Raw genomic sequence first — 22,131 nt, forward strand, 5'->3', positions numbered from 1 at the left:
TACCCCACAAACATTATCACTAATTTTTATAAAGGATAAAATTTCAATGAATCATTATGAAAAACCATTAAATAAAGTTGAGTCAAAACACCATGCTCGCAGAAAATATCACCTATTAATTATTGGTGGCCCCCTACTATTTTTGTTCACCGTCATAGGGATCATTATCTCAATATGGAAGTAACCAACAGTAAAAAATGTATATTATTTTATATACAAACAACTATACCTCAGGATTTAGCTGGATGAACACTAACATTATGCCGACACCGCAATAAAACTCCCATCATAACAATTTGTTTTTAAAGAAAATAAAAAACAAAACCAACCCATTAAAAACCATTGTGTTTATGTTGATTTGAAACCCATATGATTTATCATGATACCACTGAGTAAGCATTGCATGCTCAGACAGTTATACAGCGTCAAATAAAATAGGCATGTTTATATATACCAACCCTATATTAAACAGAACAGAAACCTGGTGTTTCTTTGTTGGTTTAATAAAACAATATATATTTTCATATATACCTATAACTCTCTATATGGAATTTGGAGTCAATATGGTTAATAAAATCCTTTCTCTCACAGTATTGGCCGCTACGCTAAGCTCAGGCAGCGTGCTGGCGGCAGATCAATCCGCCGGTGGCATTATTTCGTTCTCTGGAGCGATTACCGATACCACCTGTACCATTAATGGCGGTAAAAGCGCTGATTTCACCGTTGCACTCAGCCCGATTTCGGTCACCGATGCCGGTAACACCGTGGGGCCAATTATCAAAAACAAAAAGTCTTTTTCTCTCACTTTCTCTAACTGTTCCCCGGCCTCCGGCACCTCTGGGCAACCGTTAAAGATCTATTTCTCTTCCGCTGACAATATTTCCACCGACGGCAAATATCTGCTGAATGATACTGCCAACGAGCAGGATACTGCGGTCGCCAAAAATGTCGGTTTCTCTCTGGCCAACGCCAACTCCTCAACCCCCATTGCGCTGAATCAGCCTTTCGTAACTGATATTCTCGGCAACAGCGCCGATCCGGACTCGGAAACCCTCACGCTGGACGCGTATTACTACAAAACCAATACTGCAGCAGCCAAAGTCGGCGCACTGCATTCTAACGTGACCTATACCATTTCTTACCTGTAATTTAGCTATTCGCCAGGCTCAACGGATGAGCCTGGCTATCGGGAGAAGTATGATAAAGAATATTCTATTAGCCGGGTTAGCCCTGGTGACGACTCACGCCTGTGCCAACGTGGTAATAAACACCACCCGAGTTATTTATCAGGAAAGCAATAAGGACGTTGTTGTTCAGTTGATCAATAACGGTAATGACCCGTCATTAGTCCAGGCCTGGATCGATGATGGTGATATGAACTCCACGCCGGAAACTGCCAATGTTCCTTTTCTACTGTCACCTCCGGTAGTTAAAGTTTCAGCTAACAGTGGTCAGCAATTACGCATTAAAAAATTTGGTCCGAAGCTCGCTTCCGATCGCGAATCAGTGTTCTATCTGAACGTATTGGATATTCCACCAGTGCCCGAGAACCTACAGGGACAAAATACTCTACAACTGGCTGTGAAGTCGCGGATAAAGCTTTTTTATCGTCCTAAGGATCTGCAGATCAATCCTGATTCCGTAGCCAATCATATTGAACTGTATTCACGCGGTAACTCTGTGACGGTCAAAAATAATGCTCCCTATCACTTTACCCTGGCCAATATCGACCGTGCTAACCAGATGAATTTGTTGACCGATGCCATCATGATCCCACCATTTTCCAGCGCAACGGCGCAAACCCGGCACTCACTAAAAGCCAATGACAGGCTATCGCTAAAATATGTTGATGACCTTGGCGCCTATAAAGAAAAAATCATAACGTCTCATTGATGAGGTTAAGCAACGATGACGATAAATAAAACCCTCACTTCGCTGCTGACATTGACGTCAATTTTGCTGACTAACCGGGCAGTGGCTGTCGAGTTCGACACCCGTTTACTGGCAGGGGCGTCGCAAGAAGCCGACCTTTCACGCTTTTATCGCCAGTCAGACCTCCCCGCTGGGCAACATACCTTTGATATCTATGTTAATGGCAACTGGAAGGGCCGTTTCCCGCTGCAACTGGGGGAGCAGCCTGAGCAGATCGCAATGCGCTATGAGGATGCCGCCATGTTGGGGATCGATCTCAGCGCCTTGCCCAAACAGCAAAAGGTTATGCAACTTCTGCCCTTAAACGCACTGGTTCAAGGCGGCAGCGTCACACAGGAAACCGATACGCTCAGCATGAAACTGTCGGTACCGCAGGCGCATATTATTCATGCGGAAAACGGCTATGTTGATCCGCAGTTCTGGCAACAGGGCGAATCTGCCCTGCTGTTTTCCTACAATACCACCTACTACCGTTCACAATTTAAAACCGGCAATACCGCCACTCGGGACGATCTGTACGCCGGGCTGAATTCAGGCTTCAACCTTGAAGGCTGGCAATTCCGCGATAACAGTACCTTTTCACATTATTCCGGCCGCGACAGCCAATGGCGTAACAATACCCGTTATTTGCAGCGCGGGTTTTCATCTATTACCTCAACGCTAACCGGAGGAGATTTCTATTCACCTGGCAATATGTTTGACTCCATCCGTTTGCGGGGGATCTCACTGGCTTCCGATACCAACATGTTACCCAATTCCCAACAGGGATTTTCACCCGTGGTTCACGGCGTAGCGCAAACCAATGCTCTGGTAAAAGTGATGCAAAGCGGTAACGTGATTTACCAGGAAAACGTCCCGCCAGGGGCTTTTAGCCTCGACAACATTCAACCCACCGGCTCCGGCGGCGATCTGCTGGTGATCGTGAAAGAGGCAGACGGTAGTGAACAGTCTTTCACCGTGCCCTTTTCCGCCGTGCCGAATATGTTGAAACCGGGGATCGCCAAATACGCTCTGTTGGCCGGTAACGTCAAGCAAAGTAATACTCGTTACAGTCCAGATTTCTTGCAAAGCTCGTTGCAATACGGCTTCAACAATTTAGTTACCGGTTATGCCGGCGTACTTATCGGCAACGATTACCGTTCTTACCTGCTGGGAAGCGGCTGGAACCTACCCTTTGGGGCCGTATCAGTGGATGTCACCCAAGCGGACGCTCATTTCCCGGGCAGAAGTGAAAGCGGACAAAGCTACCGAATCGCCTACAGTAAATTCCTGGACACCACCGCCACCAACTTTACCTTGGCCGCCTATCGTTATTCGACCAAGGGCTATTACAGCTTTTCCGACGCTATTTACACCCACGACGGCTATCGTCAACTGGCCGATCGGCAACCCGATGTTCAGGGCCAACCAGGAGAATGGTCCGAGGATCAGTTGGATATGAATACGATGGATGCGCTGCGTTCAGCCCGTCCACGTAATACCTTTAACCTGAGCCTGAACCAACGGCTAGGCGACAATCTGGGCACACTATTTTTCTCTGGTACTCAACGTGATTATTGGACCGAACAGGGCAACAGTCGCGAATACCAACTGGGTTATTCCAACACCTTCGGAAAAGTAGATTACAATCTATCCGCCAGCCGTGTTCGTAATGACAGCCATGAGGAAGAAACCCGGTATTATCTGTCGATCAATGTGCCCTTCAATGCTTTCGAACACACCGCCTATTTAAGCAGCAGCCTGTCAATGACGGACAGCCATTACCAGCAGAGTCAGCTCAGCGTCAGCGGCGTATCCGGCGACGCCAACCAATTGAGTTATACGCTGTCCGGCACCAATCAGCCCGGCGGTGAAAATATGGCCGGAGTAAGCGCCAGTTACCGTACGTCGCTTTCAACCCTCGGCGGATCTTACAGCGAAGCGAGTGATTATCGGCAGGCGGGCCTTAGCGCGCGCGGCAGCCTGGTCGCTATTCCTTGGGATTTACTGGCCACCAATGAAATTGGCCATACCCTAACGGTAGTCGACGCTCCACAGGCTGCCGGTCTGATGGTTAATGGCGATGAAAGCATTATCACCAACCGGGACGGATTGGCACTGGTTCCCTACGCCACGCCGTATCGCCAAAACATACTCACGCTCTCAGACACCAACGACGCAACCGGCGCTGAAATTACCAATAACATCGGTTATACCGTGCCGTTCTATGGTGCGGTCAATCGCGTCAAATTTGCTACCGATCTGCGCCACTCTTATACCCTGACCGCCACCCTCCCCGACGGCAAACCCCTGCCATTCGGTACTGAGGTGGTTGACCAAACCGGGCTCCCGGTCGGTTATGTCGGCCAGGCCAGCGTGCTGTATATCAAAAGTGAACAGATGCCGAAACACCTCGAAGTCAAACTCAACCGGGGGAATGCACGCCAGTGCGTCATCGATCTGACTACCGGCGACAATACAACGGTGAACAAAGCAATTTGCCACTAACTCCGTGTGATTGAGGTCATTATGAAAACGTTATATTTATCCATTTTAATCGCCGGTCTTTACGCTGGCGAAAGCCAGGCAAAATGCTACGGAAATCCTTTAGGAACCGCACGCACCATCGCAATCGATCTGTCAGATAAACTCAGCGCCAATTCGCCAGAATGGACCGGGCAAGTGCATTCTCAATTCTCGGGAAATTTCAATTGCACTAAAAAAAACAGCAAACTGGGTTATTTTTCCCCCATCGCCGATACAGCCAACAATACGTTGGTTGTCGGTTTTGGTGATGGTAAACACTGGATTAAGATCCAAACCTCTGCGCCTGAAAAAGGCGAAATCATCCTCGCAGAAAAGGGCCAACATTCGGCAACCGAACTCAATATAGGCTATACCGTTAAGGCAACCCTGGTAAAAAAATCCGGCAATATCACCGCCAGTAATCGTTATTACATTGATAACTCGATGATGGTATCCGACTGGAGCGGAATGTCACTTTGGGAGACCATTACCTGGCCTATCAAGCAGGCAGGTAAATTTTTATCCTGGCTGATGGGCAATGGCTGGCCTGTAGACCAACGTGATATGTATATGCAGCCGCTAACTATTCTCTACACGCCGAAAGCCACAACCTGCCAGTTTGAGAATGCCGGCCTGGCGGTGCAGTTGCCACGTTTGGGCATTGCCCAATTAGCCAGCCAGACTCGCCCCGGCTATACCCCCTTCACCCTGAATATGCGCTGTGAAAACAGACTGGAGAATGGAACTTCGGACAGAGGCATAGAAATGTTTTTATCCAGCAACAATTTGCTGGCTTCAGATAACAGCGTGATGATAGATACCAGTGCAGGATCGGCCAAAGGTATCGGCATCCGTCTTGCTCAGCAGAGCGCACCTTCAACACCGGTAATAATGTCAACTTCTACGACCCATAAAGGCAACGCAACCTCACTGTTTAAAGCTAACGCAGGTGACACCTTGGATGCCCAATTCACAATGACCATGGGCGTGTATTATTTCCCCTATAACTTATCCGCAGCGGGGAAAGGGAAAATAAACACCAACGCCACATTAAACATTATTTATGAGTAAGGATCGAAAATAACAAATTGTTAATAACCATTTGTTATAATAAGGATGCTAAAATGGGTGAACAAGCACAAATTGGTGTAAAGGTAGACAAGAACTTGAAAGATGAAGTCGATGAAATATTACGTAGCCTTGGTATAAAACCAACTACGGCGATCAATGGGCTTTATCATTATATTTTACAGCACAGGGAACTTCCCTTCATCATCAATACGCACGTTAACAAACCTAGCAACCTGCTCAGCAATTTATTTATGGATTACCTGTTACTAAAAAACACCTTATGTGACTTTTATATGAAAATAGAACAAGCAGAACAGATCACAGAAAACAACCTGGATCTGTTAAAACATGTCGTTCGCGAGTTTATTGCCAATTTTCGACAAATAGAAAATTCACTATATCCATTAAACGGCGAAAATATCATTGACTGGAAAAAGGCCTTTAACGGCGCTAAACGAGCATTTTATGTTCTTGAAACTCATGTCAGGTTTGAAACCTGTCAGGGGCACTATCTGGAGGATAGTGGAATAATAAAACTATCTCTGGCGTTAAAAATGATCGCTGAAGCAGAAACGAACGCATAGTCACTCATCGTTCAGGTTTGTGTTTGAGCCGCTCTCATTGAGAGCGGCTTGATTCAATAAACTATATATTTATCAATTCGTTTTGTCATCGGCATACACCAGAGACCGCATCTCGCCCCTGAGGGCACACATCCGTATTTTGCGGTATAACTCCCCACGCTCCGCCTAAAGGGCCGGAACATCCGGATAACAATATGAAAGCGAATAAAAATAGTAAATTTTTCATCTGACACTCCTTGTCTATCTTGTTCATGATGATAAGCCGCTGTAGGCTAATGAATGTTAAACAAACTGACTTAGCAAGACAGGTTGTGAGGCTGTGCTAATACCCGCGCCAACCCTACTTTTGACGGGAGCATTTTTGATCAGTGTACAAGATTGACATTCATCGTTGAACTCACATTATAGATATCGGTCTATATAGGAATGTAATCAATGAACAGTACCATCGACCGGAGAACACAGATCGTTGATACCGCCATGGGCTTGTTTCTGCAACAAGGCTATAGCGCTACAGGGATCAACAAAATCATCGAGCAAAGTGGGGCTCCTAAAGGTTCGCTTTACTACTTCTTCCCTGATGGAAAAGAAGAGATCGCACTTACTTGTATCGAACGGGTAAAAGCAGATGTGTCGGTAACCATTGAACAAGCATTGAGTGCCGCTAGTTTCGAAACAGGGGTAGTGAACTTTATCCGTTCCACCATCTCTTTTTTCCAGAAGTGTGATTTCAACAGTTCCACACCCGTGTGTTTTTGGGTGTCTGCCGAAGCGTCACAGGTCAGTCCTCGGCTAAGACAAGCGTGCATGGAGGTCTACGAAAGTTGGAAGAAAATTTATGCGAACCGCTTGTTTAAAATGGATGTTGGGGAAGAGAAAGCAAAACGGCTAGCCGACATCATCGTCACCTTAATTGAAGGCGCTTTGGTGCAAGCTTTGGTGAGCCGGAGTGTCGCTTCCCTGGAAAACGTGATTCATCACATCAAAATTATTGTGAGCCACGAGCTCAGCACTATTAAACCTTCAGCATGAAATACTAGATTTAGGACCATATGGACATGAACACCAAAAAATTAAAGATCGCTATGCTCTGCTACCCTGACATGACGCTATTAGATTTGCTCGGACCAGAAACGGTATTTAGCAAATTCTCAGAAATTTATCTCGTCTGGAAAAATATTAAGCCCGCACAAACCGATACCAACCTTTCCATCAATCCAAATTGCACTTTTGCCGACTGCCCTAACGATCTGGATATTATATTTGTCCCCGGCGGACCTGGCACTGTCGAAATGATGCAGGACGAAGAAGTACTGTCCTTTATCCGGGAAAAAAGTCTTGCCAGTAAATACATCACGTCCGTCTGCACCGGATCGCTGATTCTCGCTGCAGCATCGCATCCCTCAGGACCACATGTACGCCTGCATAGAGTCACCAAAGCGGCGTCATGCTTCTGAATAAATAACAAAAGACTGGTCGGTGCAAATGCAGGGAGCCAGCCGGCTGATGCAAAGTAAAATAGAGGGCGTGGTGACGATGCAGTGATTCTATGGCCGTAGGAGATAAACCAACACAGGTGAATGGCTTCTCACTCGCTTTTTATGTCCGCTTTGTTTTATCCTACTGAATACGTATCCTGAATCAGAAAAATGAGCAATAACAATGAGCAATACGAATAATTACCCTGTCGACGCATTTCCTTCTGTTTTACGTGATGTGATTAATACATTACATGAAGATACCCAAATGCCCATCGAAATGATTGGCAGTACGGTCTTGGCAGCTTTGTCCCTGGCTTTGCAACCTCTTATTGAAGTGAACTCACCTTTTGGTAGTAATAAAGTGGAGCCCTGCTCACTGTATTTTCTTACGCTAGCCAAGTCCGGTGAGGGGAAAAGCCCCCTACGCGATCGTATCATGGCACCGTTTGATGAATTTGTTTTACAGATGCAAAAAGAGTATGAAGATTTGCATAATACCTATAAAGAGGATTATGCGATCTGGACATCCATAGAAAAGGCCCTAAACCGGTCATTGCAGAAAGCATCGAAAGACGGGGAGGACAGCGAAGAGGAAGAAATGCGCTTGCGGGAACACCTTTCGACGAAGCCAGAAAAACCCAGAGCTTTTGAAATGTTTTATGAGGATACTACGTCAGCGGGTATTGTGCAGGGGCTGAGAGAATATCCTTACGCGGGCGTTTTTTCTGACGAGGCCATTTTGTTCTTCACAGGACATCTGAAGAACAATCTGGGGTTAATTAATAAAATATGGAAAAATGAACCCGTCTCGCTCACCAGAAAAAAAGAAGGGAGCATCAGGCTCAATGCATACTTGACTTTTTTACTGATGGTTCAACCTGAAATATTTGACGAGTATTTAGAAAAAAATGGCAAACGTGCTGTCTCGAGCGGTTTTCTGGCGCGGTTTTTATTCACTAATACAATGAGTACGATAGGACAACGAAACGTAAATCTTAACCAAGAAAAATCAGACCGAGCATTGGACGTGTTGTTTGAACAGTTTAACGCATTACTCGAAAGGCAAAAAATACGTTTTTACGATGACAGTCTTCCTAAAGAAACGCTAACGTTGACTGACAATGCAAAAAATCTCTTTAAAGCTAAAGTAAATAAATTCCAGTTTAATATCGGTAAAAATCAGCCATGGGAGCATATCCCCGAGTTCGTATCAAAGGCGAACAATCAAGCTATAAGAATTGCCGCATTATTCAGTTACCCTTCTAAAGATGGCATTTCTGAGTCAACATTAAACGATGCTTTCACGATCACAGCGTGGCATTTGAATCAGGCTGGTGCGTATTTTTATACATTAAGTGAGCAGTATCAACTCCAGCAGGATGTATATATGCTATTTGACTGGATTAAAAGACGCTTTGCTAACCCAGTAGGAAGCATTAAAATTGTAAACCAACAAACAGGTCAACCTCAGGAAATAAAGCTCCAACCCTGGCAGCCATTCTTAAAGAATGAGATAGAAATGTATGGACCAGCAAAACTGAGAAAAGTAGACAAGTTAACCCCAGTACTTAATCAACTCATTGGGCTGGGATTGATAGTGACTATAATTTACCCACCGAGCAAAGCGATTCATATTTCAATGGTTAGTTATGATAGTTTCGGTAGTTTTTCAGCAATTAATGCCCCATACTTTTGCAATGTCATTAATCATAGAAGTAGCGTTGAGCCTGTTCTCAATAACTATGACTCCACGAAACTACAGTGGCAATGATGAGCATTGGTTGTTACGTGATTGTGTTTTTTTGTTTGTATCCCTAAGATGTGACTTTACATCTTGTACCCGATAAGCAGGTGACCTGAGCAACACATTGGTTACGCGGGTGATAATCATAAAAAATCTCCACGCCCCGCTAAAGCTGCTAATAAATAAATTTTAGCAGCTTTAGCGGCACATGTAGTAAATGCACCGTACTTTCATTGCACAAACAACAACCAAATGTAAACCATGGAAGTGATAATCACCAATGCATCATGACGTGCTACCCTGCGGGATTTTGTTGCGAGTTTGTTTCTGGTAATGAGCCGTACGTACCTTCTATCAGCAAGCGTGTTATCTATGGCTTCCCTGATAAAACACATCCAACCACCATCAGAAATGGGGTGTGGATATACAGCCTGATACTCTTTTAGTAAACGGTGATGGTTAATATTCCAGTCTTTTATTCAATCTAACGGTGTTACTTCTCTTCTCAATATAATTTAATTTACACTTAATTAACCCATAAAAACCGCGATTGCATTGTGTTTATTGTTCTTGCTGGAAAATGTATATTTATATCGATGGGGATATTTTAAGAAACTTATAAGCCCCTGCCCCCTGACCATCATAGACACGCTCAATGTATTCCCTTGCATCCTGCGATTGAAATTCACTGTATGGATTTCTGAAGCCATTTACAGCGGGGGGGAGGGCAATCGTTGTGATGTTTACTTTAAGGGCGCAGAACGGCTTACAGGCAGTTTGATGGTGGGGATAATTCATCCTAACCAACATCAGGTTAGTTAATTTACCCTCTGGAATGAGTAATACGTTGCTGAACCCAGTTTTCAACCTCACTCTGTAGCCAGCGTGAGCTCCTGCCCATTTTTATAGGCTTGGGAAATGCCCCCTCCTGGATGAGCTTATAGAACCATTTGTTACTTAATCCAGTAAATTCGGTGATGAAGACCATATCCACCAGTTTATCATTCATCAAGTCAGGTGTGTTATTGAGGTTTGTCATGACGATATCTCGCTGTCTTTAAGTTGAGTAAAAGACAGGAGTGCGTGTATTATCGATAATGATATTAATTAGCACTCCGCCATAACATGGTTTGCCTCCGTAATAAAATAATGACTCAATACTGACTGCAGCCAAAGTTACGTTGTTTATCTGAACTGTCTTTACTGTACTCCTTGGCCAGATAGCACACTCGATTAATGACTGCGGTATAGTCATTGTTAAAATTGGTACTGGTCTTATTCAGATGGGCATAGCTTGGTTTAGGGAAGTGTACTAGCGGATAGTATTGTTGATAATCATCGTCATCGTGTAAATTCAATGCTCGTACCCAGGCCTCCATAATCATGACACCCAGGTTATGAGGATACCCTTTGTCGGTGGGGATATAATTACCCAGGTAGGCATACGCATCTTTGTTCAAGAATAAGGCCAGATGGTAGTGTTTTTTCCCACTCTCACCAAACTCCCGGGCCCAGACATAACGAACCCGGCAGGGAAAGGTTCTTTTCCCGTTATTTTTCTTTCGCAATAAATCCGCGTCAATCTGTGCTTTCAGAGAGACGATAAAGCGGGTGATAAGCGTGGAGTCCAGTGAGTATTCATGAGTGAGATTGTTATCCGGTAGTCTGAGGTCAATTCTTAACACCAGCGTTCTCGGGTACTCATTCAGAGCCTTACATAACGTATCTTGAATGCGTGTCACATACCTCGAGTTCAGGGGGCCCAGGCTCGCGTGGTTTATCTCCATGGTATTTTCCTTTTAAATGGGGGCAATAGAATTGGGCTCTTCAATGAAAAATAAAACTTATGACAAGGGGAGTATTGTGTTGGTTTTATTTACTTAAGCAGATATCATTCATCACTAATAATTAGATTGTTATTACTCTCCGTATATATATTCTCTTCTATATAGTAATAATACCAACCCGACAGTCAAATAGTGTTATATGATAAAAATGCAATAAAAGAAAAGAATGCCAAAGACAACCAGTATTTTATTAAAAGACATGGGGGATTCACTCTCAAGTTAGTTATTGAATGGATATAAAATCATGACTTTCTTCACATAAAATAGAAGAGAAATTCGTAACCGCTAACCTGACTAATTCATGAAAATTTAATGGGTTAAACAAACGAGGTTTGACTGAGTATTCATCTCCAAAAAACATGAGGCCGATATTACCTGAGTGAAGACTGCAGCAACGGTTGCTGCTGTGCATGCTTATCTTATGGAGACCTTCGTGCCCGACAATCCTGAACACGCCTTAGACATCCTGAAACAACAACTCTCCCTACTCCCCGCGTATCTCTCCGCGACTATCCTGGGTCGACTACGGCAATCCATTCACTATGAGCCTACGATTGGCATGATGGGCAAGTGCGGGGCAGGAAAGTCCAGCCTGTGCAATGCTCTGTTTACGCCACCACCTGCCCGGGTCAGTGCCGTTCGGGGGTGTACGCGGCACGTGCAGCCTTACTCCTTCAGCCTGGCCAACCATGCCCTGCTTATCGTGGATTTCCCGGGGATCGGTGAAACACCGGTGCTCGACCGGGTTTATGCACGTCTCTACCAGCGCTGGTTGAATAGACTGGACCTGATTGTTTGGGTGCTAAAAGCCGACGACCGTGCCTGGAATGACGATATCCGCTGCTACCGACAATTGGTGTCGCAAGGTGCCAATCCGACCCGGTTTCTTTTTGTACTTAACCAGGCCGATAAAATAGACCCCTGCCGGGAATGGGATACCGTTGCGCATCAGCCCTCATTACGCCAGCAGCAGCACCTGCAGGAGAAAGTGGCTCAGGTGAATGCGGTATTTACACCGGTCCACCCTGTTTTAGCCGTTTCCGCACCGGAGGGGTTCAATATCACTCGGTGGGTTGAGGCCCTGATCACCGCATTACCGGATAAAGCCAGCAGTGGGGTAACCCGACAATTGGAGCCGGCGTATCGGACCGAAAAGGTGACCGACACAGCTAAGGAGGGCTTTGCCCGTGTGGTGGGGGATATCTTTGACGAAAGCGTAGAGGCCCTGCTGGAGTCTCACACACTCAGAACCTGGTTAATACGGATCCGTTATCGATTGCTCTCTCTGGCCAAACTGCTGTGGCATCGCTGCTTTTAATGCATGTCTAAAAACCTGCCATGCGTTCGATCTGTTTCGCCGATCGAAGATAACCATTTAATAGTCACAAACTATCAATAATTAAATAACAATCGTTTTTGACGATAGATTTCAACGATCGGTTTCGGTTTATTGATCATCACTAACGATTATCCCTCCTCTTTACATCCCGATACGATCCCCTCGCTGGGGAGGTCGTTTAATCCCAACGTTTTTCTACTCAATGATTAATAAAGGACTATTCCACTATGTTGAAACCTTATCCGTTTCTCAAGCAGGACACCTACGCCTGGTGCTTATCCATTGGTCTTCCGGTCATCTGGGGGCTCTCCGCTATCTTCCTCCCACAAAAGGTGGCGCTTGGCTTTTATATGCTGTGCTCCCTGGTCTGGGTGCTGCTCGACCGACTGAGTTTGATGAAACAGGAGATAACGGCCCCTTCACTGGGGTGGTTCCTGCTGCCGATGGTGTATCTGCGCCAACGTGATGAGCGTCAGGGGAAACCCTGGCGCTTGTTACAGGTATGGTTGATTTGCACGGTGTTGTCAGCCGTGGCTGGTAACCATTTTAAAACACAATCCGGTGTCGATCAGCTGGCGCACAGTGCATGCACGGTGGTGACACAAATCATGCGGGATGACGACAGTGATGAACGATGTATTCGCGTGACGGAGATGAAGGAAGAGGTCAGTGGCCGATTCTGGCGGGCGCAGGCGCTGATGAATACGGGCATTAAGCACCCCGTGACCATTGAGGTCAGGGGCAGGGATGTGTATGTCGTCTTACCCGAAGCAGGGGAATAAAGAAGATGAAAGCCGTCAATATTATCACCTGCCGGTGCCTGCTGAAGGCGATGATGTTATTCGCCACCACGCCAGTTTCTTATGCTGCGACCCTGGATACGCTCCGCCAGGCACATTATCAGCGTTGTGAAAAACCTGTGTTTTATGCCCAGACCGGAAACCATAAAAAAGAGGTGGAGATTTGTATCGTCACCCCGTCTGTCTCGTATTCGTTCGGAAAGACCGGCGCAAAAAACAAAGAGATGAATATCACCGTTCCAGCGGGTAATACCACGTACGCGTACCAAAGCAATCAGGTCATCAGTATCCAGGCGTTCACCGTCCACAACGGTGACACCACGTACCAGATAGCGGTCGGAACGAACGATGAAGGTCAGCCCATTGCGTCACTGGATGTGTACAAAGGCACTCCGGAAAACGGGAAACGACTGGCAGAAATAAAGCTCGATCCGGAAACGGTGGTGAACAACATCAGCCACGGGCTTGCCGAAGACGGTATCCCTGAATCAGACAGCCTGTGATGGGTGCCCACAAGGAAAACACAATCAATGCCAATAACGTTATCTCCGCGTGCAGTGCGAGGTGGAATAACGCCGTGCTGCATCGTGCTGAAAAAAATCACGTGAGCACCATACAAGTATGCAATCTTCTCCTGGAAATTTATCAATAAGGAATAACCGTCATGATTAAAAGCGCACTTGCCGCCGTACTGCTCGTCGGTAGCGTCTCTGCTCTTGCCGGCACAACCCCGTTGTCTGTGAACGCTCAAGCAACGTACCTCATCAATAACCGCAACCTCCCCGTCTGGGAACTGACGCTGACCAGCCTGGAGAACGACATTACCCTTCAGTCGCTCACGTTAAACCGAGGCAACTGCCTGATTTCCATGGCAGGACGAGGGAAAAACGTGAACAAGCGGCTGGGATATGGTCAGACACTCTCTTTCACGACTCCCAGTAACAGTGGCTTCAGTCAGTGCCGCCCGCTGGAACTGACGGTACAGACCGATAAAGGTGACTTTACCTTTAACTGGCAATAGCCCGAAAACCGTTGCAGTGTAGTGACACCGCTTTACGACTGACCTCTTTTTAACACCCGGCAACACGACACACCTTTATCAGCAGGCTCTGCCCCTTCGGGAGCAGGGCCTGTTTGCTTTATACCGTTGAATAAAGAACGGTTGCCATTAACCCGCTGCTTGGGTCAGGTGAGCCAACTTCGCCGAGACCGCCCATTAACTCAAGGATAATTCCCGTGAAAAATAAGACTGCCAACAGCACACCCTCGACATCCCCGATAAACGCTCTCCCCACACTGACGGCGACGCTCGTTCCTGACGCTGATCGTCAGTCATTTTGGCTGCAGCATTTTGGCGACATCCCGCACTGGCTCCGTATTGAGTCACCGATATTCTCCTGGCTCGACCTTTTGTCTAAGGACTATCACGGAGATTATTGGGAGTTCTACACCCTCAGTAACGGTGGGGCATTTATTATCCCGTCCACCGCACGGGAGTACGCACTCTTTAACGCACTTAACGGGAATAGCGCCACCGTCGGTCATGAAGCCGCCGGCATCATCGCCTGCTTGATAACCTACAGCCACCACGCCTGTCGCACGGAGTGCGATGCGATGACGGAACACTATTACCGTCTGCGGGATTACGCGCTCAACCACCCCGAGTGCAGCGCTATCATGCGCATCATCGACTAACCCTTCATACTCTCTACGGAAACACCCATCATCATGATGAATACAATCCTATCCCCGTTGGCGGAACTGCCATTACCCACCCAACGTACCATTCAGCGCGCGCTGGCATTGCTGGAGCAGCATCTGCGTAAACCGGGTGTTTCTTTCGCCTCCGCCAATGCCACTCGCGACTGGTTGCGGCTGCATATGGCCAGGCTGGAGCGTGAAGAATTCAGGGTACTTTTTCTCGACAATCAGCATCGCCTGTTGGCCCATGAAACCTTGTTCACCGGCAGCATTAACAGTACCGAAGTCCATCCCCGCGAAATCGTGAAATCGGCGCTGAAGCACAACGCCGCGGCGGTCCTGCTGGCGCACTGTCACCCCTCGGGACATGCAGACCCCAGCGTTGCCGATCGGCAAATCACCCACAGGATACAAGCCGCGCTGGCATTGGTAGAGGTCAGAGTCCTGGACCACTGTATTGTTGGCGGTATGACGGTGTACTCGTTTGCTGAACACGGACTTTTATAAGGAAAAGCAACATGCCTTCAATCAATGTCCCCGCCTGGGGCCTGAAACGCAGCATCACTCCGCAGTTGGGTGCCCGCCTGGTACAGCAAGGTAACCGACTCCATTATCTGACCGACCGTGCCGGCATCTGCGGTACCTTCAGTGAAGTGCAGGCCCGTTCACTGGATACTGCCTTCCCGCAGTTTATCAACCATCTGGAACTGATGCTGTTGTCCGGGGAACTCAATCCCCGGTATCAGCACGGCGTCACGCTGTACCGTGACGGATTGACGTGCGAGGCAGACAGCCTCGGATCGCACGGCTACATCTATATATCGATTTATCCGACACACGAAGCACCCACGAAAAACTGAATCCCCCTTCTACGCATCAACTCCTTTTTCCTACCCAACAAAGAGATACCCCTTATGCAAACAGTATCAGCATCCCCAAAACGGGAGACTCAGCCCTGCCCGTCACCTGTTGCCGTCTGGCAATCCTTGCTCACACACCTGCTGGCGCAGCATTACGGCCTGACGCTGAGCGATACCGCGTTCAGCGATGATACCGTCATCCTGGAACACATCGATGCCGGCATCTCGCTGGCCGATGCGTTGAATTTTATTGTGGAGAAGTTTGATCTGGTTCGCACCGATCGAACGGGGTTTTCCTGCCGCGAACAATCCCCTTTCGTCACCGCCATCGATATTCTTCGCGCTCGACGGGCCTGTGGCCTGATGACCCGACGTGGTTACCGCACCATTACGCAGACCCTCCAGGGGGAAAAGCGCCCATGAACCGACACAGGCTGCCTGCCAGTATGCTGCTCACCGGTATCCAGTGCAGTACCGCTCACATCACCGACGGCGATAACACGCTGCTGTACCACGCCTCACACCAGCAGGAAGACTACGGTAGCGGCGAGTGGTGCCATTTCACCGGTACGGGGTACCTGATACGACTCAATGCCTGGCGGCATCCGGTACTGCGGCTTAAACGATTGGGGTTGTCGAAAGCCAGCCGTCGGGTAGTTACCACCCTGATGCGACAACACCACATCACCTTCCTGCATCTGGATGCGGCGGGCGACCTCCTGCCGGGATTTGCCACGTTTGATTGGTAACCCCTGCAATATCGCTGACACCATTTTCTCGAACCCTATTTTTATTAATACCGCATAACGCCAGCCCTTACCGGCTGGCGTTTTACTTTTATATAAGGAAAAATTAATGACTGGACTCGCTCATACTGAACCCGAAGTATATACCGAACACACCGACGTGATTTGCTCCACCAGCATTGAACGTATCGTCACCGGACGTAACGCTGCGTTGGGGCAGATTGAGATGCTCATCCAGCAGCTTACCGATATCTCGACGCTGACCCGCAGTATCGGCGGCAAAACCGCCCTGGACTGGGCCATGAGGCAGGACTTTCGCTGCGGTTGCTGGTTAATGGAGAAATCAGAAACGGCGATGAAAGCCATTACCCGCAATCTCGATCGCGGTATATGGCGTGATTTAATGAAACGGTCAGGGATGCTTAGCCTGATGGATGCCCAGGCACGCGACCAGTGGTACAACAGCCTGGAAAAGGATGACATTCCTGCCATCAGCGAAGCCAATATCCTCAGCACGTTTGAACAGTTGCATCAGAGCAAAGGCGATGTATTTGAGCGTGGGGTGATCAATGTCTTCAAGCGTTTAAGCTGGGATTACAAGTCGAATTCGCCTTGTAAGTTTGGCAAGAAAATCATTGTAGAGGGATTGGTCAGCCACACCCGCTGGGGTTTCAGCCTCAACGGGGGTTGGCGGCGCGATCAACTGGTCGATCTTGAACGCATGTTGATGTTATTGGATGGTAAGCCACTGCCAGATAATCGTGCAGATGTTGCTTGTCGTCTTGGCGATCATATCAGTCAGCATAAATCGGCAGACAGCTATGACGATACGCTGTTCAGGATTAAGTATTTCCAGAAAGGTACGGGCCACATCACCTTTAAAAGACCGGAACTGATTGATAAGATGAACGACATTGTAGCAAAGCATTTTCCCGCAACATTACCTCCCCGGTCCTGAACGTTGTTGTTTTACCGGCAAGAGACAATGGCAGACTTGCGTGAATGATGCGGCGCATGTACAACGTTGTACTGGCGTTTCTGGCGTGTTGTTCGGGGGGACGTTCAAATGTACCGTGGACATGTCAGAAACGCCATTCAAAACCCTTAGCAACATTGGCTACTCTGGGGGCTTGATATTTTTGACTCAAGGTTAGTCTCAATCCCGTGCTCGATTCTATTCCGTATGTCTATCATTAAGGACTGAGGGTATAAATGAGGGTACAAAAAACATCAAATCAAAAATAAACGTTAAATTACAACCAATTGATTCAATAAGTCGATTCCGAGTCCGGCACCATATTTAGAGAACCCAGCCAATGGCTGGGTTTTTGCTTTTCTGGGGTAGGACTCTTCATCGAACAAATTCGATTATTCGGCCTAAAGGCCTCCCCCTGCGGGCCAACGCTAAAGCGTTGTTCAATCCGGCGCAAGCACCGGTTGTCCGAGTCCGGGCACCATATTTAGAAGAACCCGCCTATGGCGGGTTTTTTGCTTTCTGGAGTAGGACTCTTCATCGAACAAGTTCGATTATTCGGCCTAAAGGCCTCCCCCTGCGGGCCAACGCTAGAACACGCATATTTCCCCCACAGAAGGGAACAATCACCATTCTTAAATAGCTTGTCTAAATGACTATATTATCTCTCATATATCACACACTATAAAATTATAATTACAGCCGTACACATCCAGCACATTTGTTTAAATAATGATATAAATAACTCTACTTTCTTATAAACCAATTAATTATTAACTCAATCAAAAACATACAAGAGCACTTTAGTTTTCAACGTTAATGCCCGCGTAATCCAGCCCTTACAAACCCCACAACCCTTTGACTTAAATTAAAAAACAAATTAAAAATAAAAAGTAATCGCATCACATATCAATTCATAACTGAAACAAATAACATCAAGTAGTCTAACCCACTTTAAATAATAAACACAAATCAGAACCGAAAGCTTTACCCCAGTTTGAAGTTGAGCTATTTTAGTCACGCCTAAATTTCGAGAGTGACAACAACTGACATCAAATAAATGGATGCATTACCACCCCACTCCTCGATCCACTCTCCCTAAACCAAATAAAATATCAATCATATTTAAATTAACATAAGGGACGTTAATACCATGCTCAGCTTCAAAGTTAAAAAAATAGCTTACGCCATTAATGGCGCGCTAATATTAGGAACTTCGTGTTTTTTACCTAGTCTACCGAATGCTTTTGCAGGCATGCTAGTTTCTATGAATGGTAAGCAAAGCGATGTGGAAAATAAAACATATGGCGGCCTTATCACTTCTGGCGAGGGTAGTAATATCACGGGGAGAAATATAACTGTACTTACCCCTAACTCAGATTATAGATCTGGCGCGATTGCCACTGACAAGTCGCAAATATCGCTGACGGATGGAAGCATTACCACCCTTGGAAAGATGGGGGCAGGGCTTGTGGCGTCGGGTAACGGCTCGACTATCAGTACCTCTGGTACCACGCTGGATATCAGAGGAGATGGCACCAAGGGGGCCATGGCTCAGAGTGCCGCGACAATTACCCTTAACGGCGGCAGTATAAAAACCGCGGGGGAGATGGGTAATGGGTTCCATGCATTTGGCGCCGGTTCTTCCGTTAACGCATCAAATGTCGACGTAGAGACAACTGGAAATGAAGCCTATGGTGCAGCGGCTTACCAGGGCGGGAAAAACGTCGTCAGCGGTGGGAATATAAAAACCGCTGGAGAAATAAGCCATGGGGCCTATGTCAGCGATACCGATTCATCCATTGAAATCTCCGATGCCGGTATAGAAACAACAGGCAAAGATTCTTATGGTGTGGCGGCATATCAAAGCGGAAAACTTATCATTAACGACAGCACTATAAAAACCGCAGATATTAACGGCCACGGTATTGCCGCTACGGATACGGGATCATCTGCAGAAGCTATCAATACGACCATTAAAACCATCGGGAACAACGCTGTAGGGGCAGTGTCTCTGAATAATGCCAAAGTCACTCTTCGTAATAGCAGCATAAAAACCGCCGGAGAAGAAGGCGTAGGGATCCTGGCCAAGAACAATAATGCCGTTATTGAGACGTTTAACGTAAATACCGAAACAACCGGTAAAGACTCTTATGGAGCGGCTGCCTATAAAAGCGGTAAGGTTATTATCAATGATGGCACTATAAAAACGTTCAATACCCGAGGCTACGGGGTAGGTGCGGCGGATGTGGGTTCATCGGTATCTGCGACTAATGCAATCATCGAAACAAAGGGACTCAACTCGGCAGGTGCCGTAGCTGGTAATAAAGGAGAAGTTACTCTGGTTGGAGGAAGTATCACAACAACCGGCGAAATAGCTCACGGCCTTGGCGTATATAACGGCGGCCAGTTAAGCGTCACCGGTACTCAAATCCAGACCGAAGGAAGAAATGCCGCTGTTATTTTTGCCAACAGGGACGATCTATCAAATGCTGACGATACCAGCACCGTCAGTATAACTGACAGCACAATAACGGCCTCTCAGGGTAATATGCTTCATTCAAAAGGGGCTGCAATCGATGTGAATTTCAACAATGTCATTGCCCCACGCTCCGGCAGCGGCCTGCTGATTAACGCCTTTGATGCAGATCCCGGTGAGCATGCCGCTGTCAATTTCACTGCAAAAAACTCCAACCTCTATGGTGATATCATTGCCGCCCCAGAAAACGTGGTATCGGTAAGGCTGGAAGATGCCACCCTCACCGGCGCAGCCAAAAATGCCACTAATATGGCTCTCGACCAAGGCGGAGTCTGGACGGTAACCGATAATTCCTCGGTATCACAGTCTGTCAGCAACGCCGGCACCCTCGCCTTCTCTGCCCCGACCGGCGGGCAGTTTAAGACACTCACCACCCAAAACTACACCGGGAACAATGGCACTCTGATTTTCAATACCCTGCTGGGTGACGATAAGTCGCAAACTGACAGGCTGGTGATCACCGGCGACTCAGCGGGTAATTCAAACGTTCAGGTTAACAAGGCCGGCGGCAACGGCGCACAAACGGTCGAAGGCATTGAGCTGATTTCCGTAGGTGGAAAGTCTGAAGGTGTTTTCACCAAATCAGGGCGTATTGCTGCCGGCGCCTATGATTACGATCTGGTGAAAAAAAACAAAAACTGGTATCTGACCAGCATGCAGGCAAACCCTGTCAACCCCGGCGTATCGGAAGAAAAACCAGTAATCCCCCCTGTCGACCCAGGGACAGAGGACAAACCTGTAATACCGGCGGATCCTGCAACACCGATCCCCCCGGTAAGTCCGCTGGAACCAGCACGCCCTACCGAGCATATCTTCCGCCCAGAAACAGGCAGCTATGCCACAAATATGCTGGCCGCCAATACGCTGTTTACTCTCTCGCTGCACGACCGTTTGGGTGAAACCCAGTACACCGACGTGCTTACCGGTGAGAAAAAAGTGACCAGCATGTGGTTACGTAACCAGGGTGGGCATCAACGCAGCCAGATGGCTGATGGTCAGAACAAGACTCAGGCCAACCGTTATGTGGTGCAGTTGGGTGCGGATCTCGCACAGTGGAGCAGCGACGGGCTTAACCGTTACCACTTGGGTGTGATGTCAGGCTATGCCAACCAGAAAAGCCATACGCACTCATCAGTTACCGGCTATGGCTCACGTGGGAATATTGATGGTTACTCCACTGGTATTTACGGCACCTGGTATGCGAATGCGGCAAATAAGTCAGGGCTTTATATGGATGGCTGGCTGCAATACCAGTGGTTTAACAACGAGGTGAATGGCGACAACCTCGACGCCGAGAAATATAAATCCCGTGGATTTACCGCCTCATTAGCCAGCGGTTATAGCTTCCTTCTCGGTGAAAGCAAGAGCCGCCAGGGAATGATCAGAACCTTCTGGTTACAACCTCAGGCTCAGGTTACCTGGATGGGCGTGAAAGCGAAGGAACATACCGAATCCAATGGCACTCGCGTGCAGGGCGACGGACAAAACAACATCCGCACCCGCCTTGGTGCCAAAGCGTACCTTAAAGGGCACAGCGCTATCGACGAAGGTAAGGATCGGACATTCCAGCCGTTTGTCGAAGCCAACTGGCTCCACAACAGTAAAAACTTCGGCGTAACCCTGGATGACACCAGGGTCTCTATGGCCGGCACTCGCCACATCGGCGAAATAAAAACGGGTGTGGAAGGGCAACTCGGTAACAATCTGAATCTGTGGGCAAACATTGGGCAACAAATGGGGGATAAAGGCTACAGCGACACCCAGGCTGCGCTTGGCGTGAAATATCTTTTCTAAAATGCACTCCTGACTGATGTCAGCGTTGGCCGGGGGCATAACTCCTTAAAGGATATTTTCCCTCGGCCAGCGCCTCTCATTGCAGGATAATCGTACAACCCACCGCTAACGCCGGCCGTCCAAGGTCGGTTTCCTATGCAAAGATAGGGTCGAAAGACAGGTTTTTTGCTTTCCGGCATAAATGCTAATATCGCCTTTTCTCGATAAATAGAATC

The 22,131-nt window shown here is 47.5% G+C and carries 21 protein-coding genes; 19 read left to right on the forward strand and 2 right to left on the reverse strand.

The features are described 5' to 3' along the window. The first annotated feature begins 563 nt into the window (after positions 1 to 563). The 8 genes from EBA31_RS21970 to EBA31_RS22005 all read left to right on the forward strand — a co-directional run bounded on the left by EBA31_RS21970 (position 564) and on the right by EBA31_RS22005 (position 9,344). Entirely contained in the window at positions 564 to 1,148 is a 585-nt protein-coding gene (locus EBA31_RS21970; RefSeq protein ID WP_122080206.1) for a fimbrial protein, read from the forward strand. Positions 1,149 to 1,197: 49 nt separating this feature from the next. Further along, entirely contained in the window at positions 1,198 to 1,893 is a 696-nt protein-coding gene (locus tag EBA31_RS21975) for a molecular chaperone (RefSeq protein WP_122080672.1), read from the forward strand. A 15-nt stretch (positions 1,894 to 1,908) separates the two neighbouring features. After that, positions 1,909 to 4,419, forward strand: a complete 2,511-nt coding sequence (locus EBA31_RS21980) for a fimbria/pilus outer membrane usher protein (protein WP_122080207.1) — start codon at positions 1,909 to 1,911, stop codon at positions 4,417 to 4,419. A gap of 21 nt (positions 4,420 to 4,440) precedes the next feature. Then, on the forward strand, positions 4,441 to 5,508 hold the full coding sequence (locus EBA31_RS21985; protein ID WP_122080208.1) for a fimbrial protein: 1,068 nt from the start codon (positions 4,441 to 4,443) through the stop codon (positions 5,506 to 5,508). A 53-nt stretch (positions 5,509 to 5,561) separates the two neighbouring features. Beyond that, entirely contained in the window at positions 5,562 to 6,092 is a 531-nt protein-coding gene (locus EBA31_RS21990) for a type II toxin-antitoxin system RelB/DinJ family antitoxin (protein ID WP_122080209.1), read from the forward strand. 435 nt (positions 6,093 to 6,527) lie between these two features. Further along, entirely contained in the window at positions 6,528 to 7,124 is a 597-nt protein-coding gene (locus tag EBA31_RS21995; protein WP_122080210.1) for a TetR/AcrR family transcriptional regulator, read from the forward strand. A gap of 26 nt (positions 7,125 to 7,150) precedes the next feature. After that, the gene (locus EBA31_RS22000) at positions 7,151 to 7,549 is read left to right on the forward strand and encodes a DJ-1/PfpI family protein (protein WP_162302919.1); all 399 of its coding nucleotides are present in this window, start codon (positions 7,151 to 7,153) and stop codon (positions 7,547 to 7,549) included. Positions 7,550 to 7,754: 205 nt separating this feature from the next. Continuing rightward, positions 7,755 to 9,344 (forward strand): YfjI family protein, encoded by a 1,590-nt coding sequence (locus EBA31_RS22005; protein WP_122080212.1) that lies wholly within the window; start codon positions 7,755 to 7,757, stop codon positions 9,342 to 9,344. Between the two features lie 796 nt (positions 9,345 to 10,140). Here the strand turns inward: EBA31_RS22005 and EBA31_RS22010 are convergent. Together EBA31_RS22010 and EBA31_RS22015 are read right to left on the reverse strand one after the other, a co-directional pair. Next, the gene (locus EBA31_RS22010) at positions 10,141 to 10,356 is read right to left on the reverse strand and encodes an AlpA family transcriptional regulator (protein ID WP_122080213.1); all 216 of its coding nucleotides are present in this window, start codon (positions 10,354 to 10,356) and stop codon (positions 10,141 to 10,143) included. A 115-nt stretch (positions 10,357 to 10,471) separates the two neighbouring features. Beyond that, entirely contained in the window at positions 10,472 to 11,104 is a 633-nt protein-coding gene (locus EBA31_RS22015; protein WP_122080214.1) for an inovirus Gp2 family protein, read from the reverse strand. 481 nt (positions 11,105 to 11,585) lie between these two features. Here EBA31_RS22015 and EBA31_RS22020 point away from each other — a divergent pair, with 481 nt between their 5' ends. From EBA31_RS22020 to EBA31_RS22070, 11 genes are all read left to right on the forward strand, one after another. Beyond that, a complete protein-coding gene (locus EBA31_RS22020; protein ID WP_122080215.1) occupies positions 11,586 to 12,482 on the forward strand; it encodes a GTPase family protein in 897 nt (298 codons plus the stop codon). A 248-nt stretch (positions 12,483 to 12,730) separates the two neighbouring features. Continuing rightward, positions 12,731 to 13,285: a hypothetical protein gene (locus tag EBA31_RS22025; protein WP_122080216.1), complete on the forward strand. Its 555-nt coding sequence runs from the start codon at positions 12,731 to 12,733 to the stop codon at positions 13,283 to 13,285. 50 nt (positions 13,286 to 13,335) lie between these two features. Further along, positions 13,336 to 13,806, forward strand: coding sequence for a hypothetical protein (locus tag EBA31_RS27130; protein WP_369982362.1), 471 nt, complete (start codon positions 13,336 to 13,338; stop codon positions 13,804 to 13,806). A 161-nt stretch (positions 13,807 to 13,967) separates the two neighbouring features. Next, complete coding sequence (locus tag EBA31_RS22035) at positions 13,968 to 14,324, forward strand: hypothetical protein (protein WP_122080217.1); 357 nt, start codon at positions 13,968 to 13,970, stop codon at positions 14,322 to 14,324. A 206-nt stretch (positions 14,325 to 14,530) separates the two neighbouring features. Next, positions 14,531 to 14,998, forward strand: a complete 468-nt coding sequence (locus EBA31_RS22040) for an antirestriction protein (protein ID WP_369982363.1) — start codon at positions 14,531 to 14,533, stop codon at positions 14,996 to 14,998. A 36-nt stretch (positions 14,999 to 15,034) separates the two neighbouring features. Beyond that, the gene (locus tag EBA31_RS22045) at positions 15,035 to 15,511 is read left to right on the forward strand and encodes a RadC family protein (RefSeq protein ID WP_122080674.1); all 477 of its coding nucleotides are present in this window, start codon (positions 15,035 to 15,037) and stop codon (positions 15,509 to 15,511) included. 11 nt (positions 15,512 to 15,522) lie between these two features. Next, positions 15,523 to 15,864 carry a type IV toxin-antitoxin system YeeU family antitoxin gene (locus EBA31_RS22050; protein WP_122080219.1) on the forward strand — a complete coding sequence of 114 codons (342 nt, stop codon included), beginning with the start codon at positions 15,523 to 15,525 and terminating at the stop codon, positions 15,862 to 15,864. Between the two features lie 54 nt (positions 15,865 to 15,918). Then, positions 15,919 to 16,287, forward strand: a complete 369-nt coding sequence (locus tag EBA31_RS22055) for a TA system toxin CbtA family protein (protein ID WP_122080220.1) — start codon at positions 15,919 to 15,921, stop codon at positions 16,285 to 16,287. Continuing rightward, on the forward strand, positions 16,284 to 16,613 hold the full coding sequence (locus tag EBA31_RS22060) for a DUF5983 family protein (RefSeq protein ID WP_122080221.1): 330 nt from the start codon (positions 16,284 to 16,286) through the stop codon (positions 16,611 to 16,613). Before EBA31_RS22055 ends, EBA31_RS22060 begins: the two co-directional genes overlap by 4 nt. A gap of 106 nt (positions 16,614 to 16,719) precedes the next feature. After that, on the forward strand, positions 16,720 to 17,568 hold the full coding sequence (locus EBA31_RS22065) for a DUF4942 domain-containing protein (RefSeq protein WP_122080222.1): 849 nt from the start codon (positions 16,720 to 16,722) through the stop codon (positions 17,566 to 17,568). 1,168 nt (positions 17,569 to 18,736) lie between these two features. Further along, positions 18,737 to 21,916 (forward strand): autotransporter outer membrane beta-barrel domain-containing protein, encoded by a 3,180-nt coding sequence (locus EBA31_RS22070; RefSeq protein WP_122080223.1) that lies wholly within the window; start codon positions 18,737 to 18,739, stop codon positions 21,914 to 21,916. Positions 21,917 to 22,131 lie beyond the last annotated feature (215 nt).

It is taken from the genome of Serratia sp. P2ACOL2 (assembly GCF_003691565.1).
Classification (GTDB): Bacteria; Pseudomonadota; Gammaproteobacteria; order Enterobacterales; family Enterobacteriaceae; genus Serratia; species Serratia liquefaciens.